Below are 13,173 nucleotides of genomic sequence, written 5' to 3'. Positions count from 1 at the left end.
CCCCTGGAAAAACACCCTGATGTGTTATTGCGTGCGAGGAATAGATCATGCCCATTGTTGCCAAACCCTTTGACCTCATCGATGAGGTGAATGCCTACCCGGTTCGCAAGAGCCGTGCACCGACTGCGATCAAGGCCTTGCGGGTGGTGCCGTCCCGTCATCCCTGGCGCTGGGCCGGATCGGTGTTCGCCGTGCTGGTGCTGTTTGCCATCGGGCATTCCCTGGCCACCAATCCACGTTGGGAATGGGGGGTGTTTGGCCAATGGTTCTTCTCGGCATCGGTGCTGCGAGGCCTGGCGCAGACGCTGTTGCTGACCCTGTTGAGCACGGTGTTCAGCATCCTCCTCGGCACCGCGCTGGCGCTCGCACGCCTGTCCGGCTCGCCGTTGCTGGCGGCGCTGGCCTGGGGGTATATCTGGTTTTTCCGCTCGATGCCGGCGTTGCTGGTGCTGATCATCCTGTACAACTTCGCCTATCTGTACGACCACATTGTGCTGGGCGTGCCATTCACCGACCTGGTGTTTGCCCAGTGGTCGACGGTGGATGTGCTCAGCCAATTTACCGTGGCGGTACTGGGCTTGAGCCTGATGCAGGGTGCCTATGCGGCGGAGATCATTCGTGGCGGCCTGATCGGTGTGGACGCCGGCCAGCATGAAGCCGCCGCGGCGCTGGGATTGCCGGCGTCGCGGCGGGTTTTCCGGATCATCCTGCCCCAGGCGCTGCGTTCGATCCTGCCTTCGGGTTTCAACGAAATCATCGGCCTGGTCAAGGGCACTTCCATCGTTTACGTGCTGGCCCTGCCGGAGCTGTTCTACACCGTGCAGGTGATCTACAACCGCACCCAGGCGGTGATCCCGTTGTTGATCGTCGCCACGGTCTGGTACCTGATCATCACCACCGTACTCACCAGTGCCCAGTACTACGTCGAGCGGCACTTTGCCCGTGGCACGGCGCGGGTCTTGCCGCCGACGCCATTGCAGCGGATGCGCCACTGGCTCAAGGAGCAATCCCATGGCTGAGGCCGCCATCCAGGTGCCCGCCGGGCGCATCCAGATCCAGGGCGTAGGCAAGCGCTTCGGCAATCAGCAGGTGCTCAAGGACATCGACCTGAGCATCGAGCCGGGCCAGGTCACGGTGATCCTGGGGCCTTCCGGCTCCGGCAAATCAACGCTGCTGCGCACCATCAACCACTTGGAGAAAATCGACAGCGGCCACATCACTATCGACGGTGAATACGTCGGCTATCGACGCAAGGGCGACCTGCTCTACGAACTCAAGGAACGGGAGGTTCTCAAGCGTCGGGTCGAGGTCGGCTTCGTGTTCCAGAGCTTCAACCTGTTCCCGCATCTCACGGCCTGGGAAAACATCGCCGAAGCACCGCTGGCCCACAAACGCTGGAGCAAGGCCCAGGCCCGGGCCAAGGCCGGGGAACTGCTGGCCAGGGTTGGCCTGGCGGATAAAGCCGATGCTTATCCGCGCCAGCTTTCCGGAGGCCAGCAGCAGCGGGTCGCCATCGCCCGGGCCCTGGCCCTGGATCCCAAGGTCCTGCTGTTCGATGAACCGACCTCAGCCCTCGACCCGGAACTGGTGGGTGAGGTGCTGGACGTGATCAAGGGGCTGACCCGGTTGGGCGTCACCCTGGTCATCGTCACCCACGAGATTGGATTTGCCCGGGAAGTGGCGGATCACGTGGTGTTTCTCTGCGATGGCCAATTGATCGAACAAGGGCCGCCGGAACAGATCTTTCGTCAGCCCCGTCATCCACGCACCATCGCCTTCCTCGGCAAGGTGCTGTGAATTTTCCCGTGTTAAAGGAGTAACTGCCCATGTTGGTAAAGACTGCCCGTGTGACCTTATTGGCGCTTGCCGTCAGCCTCGCCCTGCCGGTATTGGCCGCTGAAAGCGCCAGTGTGCCGACTGTGCAAAAGGTTGATCTGAGTCCCGACCGCCAGCGCATCCATGCCCCGCGCAACGAGGCGGCCATCGCGCAAATCCCCCCGGGCTTCAAGTTCGCCCAGCCCGGCAAGTTTACCGTGGCCGTGTCGGGGGTGGCCGGGCCGCCCCTGGCGCTGCTGGCCAATGACGATAAAACCACCATCGGCAGCGAGGCCGACACCGCGCAGTTGGTGGCCGACAGCCTGGGCCTGCAATTGAACGTGGTGCAGACCAGTTGGGAGGATTGGCCCCTGGGCGTCAGTTCGGGTAAATACGACGCGGTGATCAGCAACGTGACCGTGACCGAGGCCCGCAAGAAGCGCTTCGACTTCGCCACCTATCGCCAGGACGTCCTGGGTTTCTACGTCAAGACCACCAGCAAGATCACCTCCCTCAAGGAGGCCCGGGACATCGCCGGGCTGAAGATCATCGTCGGCTCCGGCACCAATCAGGAAAAAGTCCTGCTGGCCTGGAACGAGGCCAACGAAAAGGCCGGTATCGCACCGGCGCTGTTGCAGTACTTCGATGATCAAGCCGCGGCGCAGCTGGCGGTGCAGTCGGGACGCAGCGACGCCCTGTTTGGCCCCAATTCGGTGTTTGCCTATTCGGCGGCGATCACCGGCGGCATCAAGCTGGTGGGCATCGTCAACGGTGGCTGGCCACTGCGGGCCGATATCGCCGTGACCACCCGCAAGGACAATGGACTGGTCCAGCCGATCCACGCCGCCCTGGAAGGCGCGATTGCCGGCGGTCAATACGAACAGGTGCTCCAGCGTTGGGGCCTGGATGTGGAGCGCATCGACAAGTCACTGATCAACCCACCCGGCTTGCCGGATTGAAACCTTCAGGGGAGTAATGAATATGGGACTGACTCGACGTGAAGCGCTTTCCAGCATCGCCGCCGTGGGAGGCGAGAAAGCGCTCAGGGATACGCTTGCCATATTGGGATTGGGGCCGTCGTCGCACCGGCGGCCGCAACCCTTGAAGCTGCAAAAGGACCTGGGGCAGGGCACCCGTGTGCTGGTGCTCGGCGCCGGGATTGCCGGGTTGGTGACTGCCCTGGAACTGACCCGGGCCGGGTTCAAGGTGCAAGTGCTGGAAGCCCGTGACCGTGTGGGTGGCCGTACCTGGAGCCTGCGCCACGGTGATCGGGTCGACTACAAGGATGGGCGCACGCAGACCGTGGCCTTTGACCCGGGCCTGTATTTCAACGCAGGCCCGGCGCGGATTCCCAGTCAACATCGGACCTTGCTCGATTACTGCAGTGAACTGGGCGTGCCGCTGGAAGTATTGGTCAACAGCAGCCATGGCGCTCAGGTGCGCCCGGACCTGCAACAGCCGGCGTTCACCGTCGGCCAGGCGGTCAACGATGCCCGTGGGCATCTGTCGGGGTTATTGGCCACGGCGGTGCGCCGTGATGCCCTGGACGATGTGTTGAGCGCCGAGGAACGTAGCCGCCTGCTGGCGTTCCTGCAGGTCTATGGTGATCTGTCACAGGAGCTGGCTTTCGAAGGCAGCATTCGCTCCGGCCACCTCGAATCGCCCCGGCATCCCGGGGCATTGCCCGCTCGCCCGACCCCGGTGGCCCTGGAGCGACTGCTGCATCCGGAGCTCTGGGGCGCGTTGCTGCACACTGAGTTTCCCGAGTTCTCGGCCACCATGTTCCAGCCGGTGGGCGGGATGGATCGCATCACCGATGCCTTCTACCTGCGCCTGACCGAACAGGTGCAACTGGGTGCCCAGGTGCGCCGTATCCGTCAGCTTGAGGACGGCGTGGCGGTGACCTATCACGATCAGCACAGTGGCCGCGAACAGGTGGTGCGTGCCGACTATCTGGTGTCGACCTTGCCGCTGCCACTGCTGGCCAGACTGGACACCGACTTCAGCGATCCGGTGAAGGCGGCGCTGCTCAGCACCCGCAGTGTTCAGGCAACCAAGGTGGCCTGGCAATCCCCGCGCTTCTGGGAAACCGATTACCGCACCTACGGCGGGTTGTCCTGGATCGAACACCCGGCGCGGGTGCTGTGGTACCCCAGCAACGACCTGAATACCCGCGAGGGACTGTTGGTGGCCGGCTATGTCACAGGTCCTGGTGCCGATGCCTTCGGTGAGCAGCCCCTTGAGGCGCAATACGCGACCTCCCGGGAGGCGGTCGAGCTGCTGCACCCGGGGTACTCCCGGCAACTGCGTCACCCTCTGGCGGTGTCCTGGGAGCAGATCCCCTACAGCGAAGGCCCATGGCTGCAACGCGAACACTTTCCCGCCGAGGCCAGCGCCCTGCTGGAAGAACCCCATGGCCGGGTGTATTTCGCCGGCGACGGCCTGGTGCAAAGCGGTGTCGGCATCTGGCAGGAGTCGGCCGCCAATTCGGCGCGCCATGTGGTCGGGCAGTTGGCCGAGCGAATCATCCGGCAGCGACAGACAGCGGCCCTGGCCGCGTCATAAGCATTCATTGAAGGAGAAACAAGATGAGCAGCAGCATTCAACGTACCAGCGTCGGCGATTTCCCTATCTCGCAAACCGTGACCGTGCCGGCCTCCGCCGGCCTGGTGTTCGTCAGTGGCACCTTGCCGGACCTCGCTGACCCGCAAGCCCCGGCGGGTACTCCGGCGGCCTATGGCAATACCGAGGTGCAGACCGTTTCAGTGTTCAACAAGCTGCGCAAGATCCTCCAGCAACAAGCTCTGGACCTGGGGGATATCGTGCAGTTGCGAGTGTTCCTGGTAGGCGCCGAGGAGACGGGCGGCAAGCTCGATTTTGCTGGACTGCAAGCCGGGTATACGCAGTTTTTCGGCACCCGCGAGCAGCCCAACAAACCGGCACGCACGGCCTTGCAAGTGGTGGCCTTGCCATTGCCCGGCGCCCTGGTGGAAGTCGAGGCGATAGCGGCCAGGACGGCTTGATCGCTCGTCCTGTCATCCGGTTGAAAGCGCTGATCACTGGAGCGTGATCAGCGCTCAGAGATCGTAGCGCACCGACAGCAACAGGGTTCGCGGATCGTTGATCGAGTAGTAGCGGGCGCCACTGGACGGCACATACCCGACCGATTGCGGATAGGCCCGGTCCAGCAGGTTCTTCACCGACAGCGTGGTGGTCCAGTGACCGTCGCCGCTGACATAGCTGGTGTGGGCGTTCCAGAAGGTTTGTGTCGGGATTTCCTGGATATCATCGTTCAGCGCATTGGCGTAGGACTTGGTCTGGAATTGCGCGTCGGTGCCGGCCTGCAAGGTGCCGGGCAGCCCGATCGGGATGGTGTAGTTGAGGCCGACGCTGGCGTTCCAGCGTGGCGAGTACACCAACTGCTTGCCGTCGGCATTGACGCCGGCGCCGCCGGCATTTGCGAAGTCGTCGTACTTGCTTTGCAGGTAGCCGAGGTTGGCGGTCAGTTGCAGGTCGCTGCTCAGTGCGGTCAGGGTTTCCAGCTCGACGCCGTAGGTGTGGGCCCGACCGACGTTGGTCCGCAGGCTCACGCCCAGCGCCGGGTCGTAGGCGTTGGTCTGCAGGTCCTTGTAGTCGTTGTAGAACAGGGCGACGTTGGCCCGCAGGCGTTGGTCGAAGAAGTCTCCCTTGAAGCCGGTTTCCCAGGTGGTGACGTCCTCCGGGGAGAAGGCCTGTTCGGCGGCGGCCAGGGTCGGTGCGCGGTTGTCATAGCCACCGGCCTTGAAACCTTTGGCGACGTAGGCGTACTGGTTCAGATGCGCGGTCCAGGCGTATTCGAAGCCGAGTTTCGGGCTGGTGGATTGCCAGGACTGGCTCACATTGGCGGTGAAGTTGGTGCCGGTGATCTGCCGGTTGGTATTGATGGCGTAGTTGGTGTAGTCGAAGTTCTTGTGCTCATGGGTAGAGCGTAGCCCGGCGATCAGCGACAGCCGGGGCGTGATCTTGTAACTGCCCTGGCCGTACAAGGCGTAGCTTTCGGTGTCTGTGGTGCTGTACTGGCCCTGGCCGATCACCTGGTTGCGCGCAATCGAGTAGGTCAGGCTGTCACGGTCGGCTTCGAATTTTTCACGGTACAGGTACAGGCCGGTGCTGAAGCTGAAATCGTCGTAGTCGCCGTTGAGCTGGAATTCCTGGGTGACATAGTTCTGGTTATAGGTGATCAGGTTCTGCTGAATCAGCGCGGCCTGTCCCGAGTTGTCATAGTCCACGGGTTGGTTGAACGCGGAGTAGGCGGTCACCGACTTGAAGTTCAAGTGGTCATCGATCGTATAGATGGCGCGCAGTACCGAACTGCCCTGATCGAGGCGGTTCTTTGGGTCGAGGCTGCTGTAACTCTTGAATTTGTCGAAGTGGCCGTTGGCATCAAAAGGGGTGTAGCTGGTGGTGTCGCCACGGTCGAAGGTGCCGGCCAGGGTCAGTTGCACGTCCCACGGCGAATCAATGGGATTGAAGCGCAGCTTGCCGCGGTAGGACTGTATGTCGATGTTGTTCACGTCTTTTCCTCGGGTCGGATCGGAGACGGTGCCATCGCGGCTCAGGCGAATCGCCGAAAAACTCCCGAACAAGGCGTTGTCCACCAACGGGCCGCTGATCAGCAGGCGGGCGTTCTGCGCGTCGTAGTTGCCGGCGCCGAGTTCGAAGAAACCCCGGGTTTCCTGGGTCGGGTCGCGCGTGATCACCCGGATCGCTCCCGCGCTGCTGTTACGTCCATAGAGCGTGCCCTGGGGGCCGCGCAAGACTTCGACACGTTCGACGTCGTTGAAGTCGAGCATCGAGGAAATAGCCCGCGGGATATACAGGTCATCGGCGTAGACCGCGACAGCAGACTCCTGGATCGGATCGGTCTCGCCGATGCCGCGAATGCCGTAGGTCTGCGCACTGTAGGAAATCGACTGACGGCTCAGGCTCAGGTTCGGTACTTGCCCGGAAAGGTCGCGGATGCTTTTGATCTGCTTGTCCTCAAGGGCTTTTTCGTCGAATGCGGAGATCGCCAGCGGGGTCTTTTGCAAGTCCTCGGCGTGGTGTTCGGCCGTGACCGTGACAACGGGGAGGGCTCCCTCCTTGGTGTCTTCCTCGGCGTGGGCCGACAATCCGAACAGAGCCAACGATATGGCCAGCGTCAGACGGTTTGAAGTGAAGATGTCGTGCATGGTGAACCCCTGGTGTGTAGAAGTGACGTTGGTGTCGTTATGTTTTTTTGGGCAAAGCGTTGCCGGGGCCATGATTCGAAAGCCATGGCAGCGGCGGTTTGAGTCGGTTTCAGGTTTGGCTGTGGCGGTTGACCGTGGAGTGATGTCGGCCGGAAAAAACGCGCAGTTCCGTGGGCCTCCACCTGGTCAGGGGTCGGTGATGGTTGTAACAATATTTGTATATTAAGCGGCTGTAAAAGTCCGATTAGTTATAAGTTAATTATAAAAAATAGGCATTAAGTTTGTAGATTAAATGCGTAACTCTGATGTTGATATAGGGCGATCAAAACGTAGTCGCGGGCAAGCCACGCTCCCACGGGGGATGGATAACCCGTGGATATGCGACTTGCCCGCGATGACAAACGGTGGGTAGTGCCTGGGTGCTCCGTCTCGGCAACATCCTGTCGGAGCACCTGAAGCACACAATCAATAAAGGCCCTGCCCCCTTGAGTCCTACCCCAGAACAAACATCGCCACCGCCGCCACCCCCATCACGGCCGTCGCCACCCAGCCCAGGGCAATCAACGGCCGGCTTGCCGTGAAGTCGCCCATCACCGATTTCTTCGACACCAGCATGATGATGACCACCATCAGCGGCACCGCCACGACCCCGTTGATCACGGCACTCCAGAACAGCGCTTTCATGGGGCTGATGGGCGAGTACTGGATGGCCAGCGCGGCGAGTACGCTGATGGCGATGATGCCGTAGAACCCCCGGGCATCGCGCACTTTACGTTCGAGGCCTTCATTCCAGCCCAACGCTTCGGAAAGGGCGTAGGCGCCAGAGCCCGCGAGCACCGGTACGCCGATCATGCCAACGCCGAGTATGCCGAGGGCGAAGAGCAGGTAGGCGAAGTCACCGGCCAGTGGCCGCAGGGCGTTGGCGGCTTGTGCCGCGGTGTTGATGTCGGTCACACCAGCCACGTTCAGGGTTACGGCCGTCGCGAGAATGATGAAGTAGGCGGTAATGTTGGAGTAGAGCATGCCACTCCAGGTGTCCCAGCGGATACGTTGCAACTCCTTGCGCGCTTCGCGCGGGTCTTGATTGAGCGGTGCATTCAGGGGGGGGTTCAGCATGTCCTCGACTTCTTCCGAGGTCTGCCAGAAAAACAGATAAGGGCTGATGGTCGTGCCGAACACCGCCACGACCACCGCGGCAGCGGTCGCGTTCGGGGTGAAGTGGGGCCAGACGGTACGCAGGGCGACCTGCTCCCACGGGATATGCACGGTAAACAGTACGGCGGCGTAAGCCAGCAGCGAAAGCGTCAGCCACTTCAGGAAAAACACGTAGCGGTGATAAGGGACGAACATCTGCAGTGCCAGTGTCCCGAAGACGAAGAGCGCGGTCATGAGGTGTCGGTTGATGCCACTGACCAGTTCCGCCACCTCTCCCATGGCGGCCACGTCGGCAGCAATGTTCAGGGTATTGGCGATGAGCAGGAGCAGAACGACACTCTGTAGCACAATGGGTGGAAAGGCCGTCTTGATGTTGGCCGCGAGTCCCTTGCCGGTGACTCGGCCGAGGTTGGCGCACATCGATTGAACGGCGGCCATCAGGGGAAAGGTCAGCGGCATCGTCCACAGCATGTTCAAGCCGAATTGGGCGCCCGCCTGTGAGTAGGTGGCGATACCGCTGGGATCGTCGTCGGCCACGCCGGTGATGAGCCCGGGGCCCAGCTTCGACAGCGGGTGCTCTTTCAGGCGCCCCCACAGAACCCGGAAAATATTGGTACGGGGAGCGCGTTCAACGTCCATCGATACACCTCAAGAGTGCTGCGCCGGGAAGGGGGGAGTGAGCGATGCTGTTGAGGGGCAACGGTTTACACCGATGACAAGTATAGAGGTCAAGGTTGCCCATCTCTATATGAATACAGGGCTATTGTTTCAAACGTTTGATCCAGTCATAAAGGTTGGCGCCATCCCTCGACAGTTAGCTACCTGAGCATCGGCACAGATAGTACTGGCGACGGTCATCCACCTCCAGGTCGAACAGTTTCACCCATTCACCCGACAGGCAAGGTCCATAGTGAACATCGATACCCGCATCAAATTCCGCCATCTGCTGTGTTTTCTCGAAGTGGCCCGCCAAGGCAGTCTGACGCGCGCCTCGGACAAACTGGCGATCAGCCAGCCGGCGCTTTCCAAAACCCTCAAAGAGCTGGAAACCCTGCTGGCCACGACTCTGTTCGCGCGCAGTAAAAGCGGTGCGGTGTTGACTGAAGCCGGGGTGGCTTTTCTGCGTTATGCGGGGCCGAGTGTACAAGCGCTACGCGAGGGGGTGAACAGCCTGCGTTCCGGCGAGCATGAACCGGTCACCGCGAGGCTCGGCGTACTCTCCACCGTGGAAAGCCTGCTGGTACCGGAAGTCGTCTGCCGTTTGCACGCTCGACATCCTGCGCTGGTCGTCAGTGTGGTCACTGGGCCGAGTGCGTACCTGCTGTCCCAACTGCGGGTCGGTGAGTTGGACCTGGTGGTCGGGCGCATGACCGAGAGTCCGCAGATTCTTGGGCTGGCATTCGAACATCTGTACAGCGAGTCCATGACCTTGGTGGTGCGTAACGGCCATCCGCTATTGGCCGATTCGCGGGCGCCTAAAAATCTTGAAGACTACCCATTGGTATTGCCATTGGCGGGGACGACGATTCGCAAGTTCGCCGACAGTCTGTTTGTGCAGCATGGCATCAGCCCGCCAAGCCAGAGACTGGAAACCCTGTCATTAACCTTGAGCCGACGTTACGTGCAGTGCAGCCAGGCGATCTGGGTGGCGCCATTCGACGCTGTACGGCAAGACCTGAGTCGAGGTGAGTTGGTGGAGCTGGAGCTGGGGATTCGCGAGCCCGGTGGTTCGGTGGGGCTGTGCAGCAATCCGGCGCTGCCGATGCCATTGGCGGCCCAGTGGTGTGTGGATGTGCTGCGCGAGGTTGGGCAGGAGTATCGAGATGGACGTTATCCGTAACCATTTGGATAGGGGGGGCAATATTGCGTGAGGTGATATCAGGGAACTGCGCCACAGACTGCAACTCGGCAGGGCGCGCAGTTGACCGGCGCCCTGCTTTTTTCGTCTTGTTACAGCAGCGACAGCGGGTAGCTGATAATCAACCGATTCTCGTCGAACTCGTTGGTGCTGTAGTCTCGACGCATGTTTGAGTTACGTAGCCTCAGCGACAGGTTTTTGAGGGTGCCTGACTGTATGACGTAAGCCAGCTCCGACTCCCGCACCCACTCCCGGCCGTTGCTGGTAGTGGTGGTGTGCACGTTGTCGCCACGGATGTAGCGGTTCATTATCGTCAGGCCGGGGATGCCGAGGGCGGCGAAGTCGTAGTCATGGCGCAGTTGCCAGGAGTGCTCGCCGGCGTTGTCGAAGCTGGAGTTATAGCTGTCGTTGGCCAGTGTGCCGCCGCTGGTGCCATTGACTCGCATCCAGTTGTCGCCGTTGACCTTTTGCAGGCCGAGGTAAAAGGTGTTGGCTGCGTACCTTGCCGAAAACATCCCTGACCAGGTTTTGTTATCAAGATGACCTGCCAGATGGCTGCCATCGTCCTTTCCGGTGAAGAAACCGAGGTTGGCGCCCAGTATCCAATCGCCCATCGGCTGACGGTGAGTCAGGTTGAAATACTGCTGCTGGTAGATATCTTCCAATTGGGCATGCCACACGCCGACTTGGGTGCGATTGTCGTTGAAGGTGTATTCGGCACCACCAAAGTTGAAGCGGTCGGACGTCACCTTCGGCACGTTGAATAGCGACATGTCCTCCATGAGGCCATCGTTGCGTGGGCTGTTGCCACGGAACTGGCCGCCATAAAGCGTCAGGCCATCGATTTCCCTGGACGTGATCTGTCCCCCGCGAAAGGTTTGCGGCAGCGAGCGGCCGTCATCGGAGCGCAGGATGGGCAGTACGGGCATCCATTCTCCGACCTTCAACTCCGTCTTGGAAAAGCGCGCCTTGACGGCCACTCCAGTACGTCCGAAATCATCTGCCGGAGAGCCGTCACTGTGGATGGGCAGCAACTGCGTGCCCCCCGTGCCCTTGCTGCCATCGAGCTTCATTGAATACAGCCCCAGCACATCGACACCAAAACCGACCGTGCCTTGGGTGAAGCCGGAGCGGGCGTCGAGGATGAAGCTCTGGGTCCACTCCTGGGCAGTGCGTTGCGCGTTGGCGGGGTTGACGAAATCACGATTGATGAAGAAGTTCCGAATATTCAGATTGACGTTGGCATCGTCGATAAATCCGGCTGCCTGGGTGGTGACTGGAACAAGGACGCTGGCGGCGACAGCGGCTGGAAGTGCGCTGATGAGATGACGAATTTCGGGCATGGCAAGGGACCTTCTTATAGTTATATGAGGGCATCGAATTCGGGGCTGGTTAGTGCTTTTGAACATTTCTTGCGGGGAATGCTTCAAGAAAAGAGGCCTGGAGGGCGGCTTCTTTTACCAACAATCAAGGGTGATCAGTCCTTGATGACTTCAACATCGCGCGGGGACATGAAGTACATCCAGATCAGGGCGATGAAGTACATCGCCGGGATCATCATGAGCAGCACGCTGTAGTTGTTGTTCGTCGCGGTCAGTACCGCGCCGACGATCTGGGTCATGAACATGCCGCCAATCGCAGCGCACATGCCACCGAAACCGAACACGGTACTGATCAGGTCCTTGGGCGTGTAATCCATCACCAGGCTCCAGATATTCGCAGTCCAGGCCTGGTGTGCACCGACGGCCAGGGCGATGGCCAATACCGCAATCCACAAGCCGCTGGCATTGGCGGCGAAAATCACGCCGATGATGGTGATCGCGAATATCAACATCGATAGCAGTCGCGATGTGGTCGCACGCATGCCGCGACCGATCAGCCAGGAAGAAAGGATCCCGCCGCCGATACTGCCGAAGTCGGCCGTCAACCAGATCAGCATGAGCGGAATGCCCATCTGGGTAACGCTGATGCCCAGGTTGTATTGCTGATTGAGGAACGGCGGCAGCCAGTACAGGTAGAACCAGAACACGGGAGCCGTGAGCGCATAGGCCAAGGCAAACGCCCAGGTGCCGCGCATGCGCAGGATGCGTGAGAAGGGGACTTTGGCCGACGCCGGCTCGACGTCCTTATTGATGTAATCCAGCTCGCTTTGGCGCACGGTGGGGTGATCTTCGGGGTTGTGGTACTTCAAGCTCCACCACACCACCCAGATCAGGCCCAGCAGGCCCATGCAGATGAACGCCGCTTGCCAGCCCCATACGGACAGGATCAAGGGCAGCAGGGCAGGGGTCATCATCGCGCCAACGTTGGTCCCGGCATTGAATATGCCGGTCGCGACAGCGCGCTCACCGGCTGGGAACCACAGTCGCGTGGTCTTCATGCAGGACGGGTAGTTGGCGGCTTCGGTCAGGCCGAGAATGAAACGGCAGACCATGAAGCCGACGGCGGAGGTCGCCAGGCCATGGGCGCCCGTGGTGAAACTCCACAGCAACACGGCCAGGAAGAATGCACGCTTGACGCCGACCCGATCGATGAAGCGGCCTTGCAGCACAAAGCCGATGGCATAACCGACCTGGAACCAGAAGTTGATGTTGGCGTAATCCATCGCCGTCCAGCTCATTTCCTTGGCGAGGAGCGGTTGCATGATGCCAAGGGCGGCGCGGTCGATGTAGTTCAGTGTGGTGGCGAAAAATACCAGGGCGAGCATGCCCCAGCGGGTTTTGCCGACGGCCATGGCATCGCGGATTTTTTCACCGATACCCGGGGGCGCCGCAGTTGTGCGGGAAGTTACTTCGGTTTGAAACATGGCTAAGGCCCTATTCTTGAAATTGTTATGAGCTGGCGGGTGACACGACCGGGGACGATTAAATTCCCAAGGCATTGGCTAACGGTGTTGCGGGCTCGTCCTATGAATGTGCAGCTAGTTTTGAGCAGCGAGCGAAACAGCGTCAATTGGCAAAGGCGGCTTTTGTTCGATAATCGAACACAAAACTAACTGGTTAGTACATTTGTGATTGTCGTGCTAATTTCACAAGCGAATAATTCGCTGCAGCACCCAGCATGGCCCCGAACAGGCTGATCAATCCGGTGCTTTAACAGGGCGGCCCGTAGCAGCCGCATTCATCCAGGAGCCCG

At 60.6% G+C, this 13,173-nt stretch carries 10 protein-coding genes; 6 read left to right on the top strand and 4 right to left on the bottom strand.

The window, feature by feature from the left end; all coding sequences use genetic code 11:
• Positions 1–47 precede the first annotated feature (47 nt).
• Genes M5C01_RS16575 through M5C01_RS16555 form a run of 5 tightly spaced genes read left to right on the top strand, consistent with a single transcriptional unit; the run spans position 48 to position 4,838 of the window.
• Positions 48–1,019 carry an amino acid ABC transporter permease gene (locus tag M5C01_RS16575; RefSeq protein WP_152740340.1) on the top strand — a complete coding sequence of 324 codons (972 nt, stop codon included), beginning with the start codon at positions 48–50 and terminating at the stop codon, positions 1,017–1,019.
• On the top strand, positions 1,012–1,797 hold the full coding sequence (locus M5C01_RS16570) for an amino acid ABC transporter ATP-binding protein (RefSeq protein ID WP_152740341.1): 786 nt from the start codon (positions 1,012–1,014) through the stop codon (positions 1,795–1,797). Before M5C01_RS16575 ends, M5C01_RS16570 begins: the two co-directional genes overlap by 8 nt.
• Positions 1,798–1,826: 29 nt before the next feature.
• Positions 1,827–2,774: an ABC transporter substrate-binding protein gene (locus tag M5C01_RS16565; protein ID WP_152740342.1), complete on the top strand. Its 948-nt coding sequence runs from the start codon at positions 1,827–1,829 to the stop codon at positions 2,772–2,774.
• A 22-nt stretch (positions 2,775–2,796) separates the two neighbouring features.
• Positions 2,797–4,380: an FAD-dependent oxidoreductase gene (locus tag M5C01_RS16560; protein WP_152740343.1), complete on the top strand. Its 1,584-nt coding sequence runs from the start codon at positions 2,797–2,799 to the stop codon at positions 4,378–4,380.
• Positions 4,381–4,403: 23 nt separating this feature from the next.
• Positions 4,404–4,838 (top strand): RidA family protein, encoded by a 435-nt coding sequence (locus M5C01_RS16555; protein WP_152740344.1) that lies wholly within the window; start codon positions 4,404–4,406, stop codon positions 4,836–4,838.
• Between the two features lie 54 nt (positions 4,839–4,892).
• Here the strand turns inward: M5C01_RS16555 and M5C01_RS16550 are convergent, their stop codons facing one another.
• Complete coding sequence (locus M5C01_RS16550; protein ID WP_152740345.1) at positions 4,893–7,025, bottom strand: TonB-dependent receptor; 2,133 nt, start codon at positions 7,023–7,025, stop codon at positions 4,893–4,895.
• A 492-nt stretch (positions 7,026–7,517) separates the two neighbouring features.
• Positions 7,518–8,819, bottom strand: coding sequence for a divalent metal cation transporter (locus tag M5C01_RS16545; protein WP_152740346.1), 1,302 nt, complete (start codon positions 8,817–8,819; stop codon positions 7,518–7,520).
• 271 nt (positions 8,820–9,090) lie between these two features.
• On the opposite strand from M5C01_RS16545, the gene pcaQ reads away from it, so the two are divergent.
• A complete protein-coding gene (gene pcaQ, locus M5C01_RS16540) occupies positions 9,091–10,020 on the top strand; it encodes a pca operon transcription factor PcaQ (protein WP_103494879.1) in 930 nt (309 codons plus the stop codon).
• 110 nt (positions 10,021–10,130) lie between these two features.
• Here the strand turns inward: pcaQ and M5C01_RS16535 are convergent, their stop codons facing one another.
• Both M5C01_RS16535 and M5C01_RS16530 read right to left on the bottom strand, forming a co-directional pair.
• Complete coding sequence (locus M5C01_RS16535) at positions 10,131–11,381, bottom strand: OprD family porin (RefSeq protein ID WP_152740347.1); 1,251 nt, start codon at positions 11,379–11,381, stop codon at positions 10,131–10,133.
• 134 nt (positions 11,382–11,515) lie between these two features.
• The gene (locus tag M5C01_RS16530) at positions 11,516–12,844 is read right to left on the bottom strand and encodes an MFS transporter (protein WP_152740348.1); all 1,329 of its coding nucleotides are present in this window, start codon (positions 12,842–12,844) and stop codon (positions 11,516–11,518) included.
• Positions 12,845–13,173: the final 329 nt, after the last annotated feature.

Origin of the sequence: Pseudomonas sp. MWU12-2319, from assembly GCF_023242525.1 — a bacterium.
GTDB classification, from domain to species: Bacteria; Pseudomonadota; Gammaproteobacteria; order Pseudomonadales; family Pseudomonadaceae; genus Aquipseudomonas; species Aquipseudomonas gingeri_D.
The sequence above is the reverse complement of the archived record's forward strand: the minus strand, read 5'-3'. Positions and strand labels throughout refer to the sequence as shown.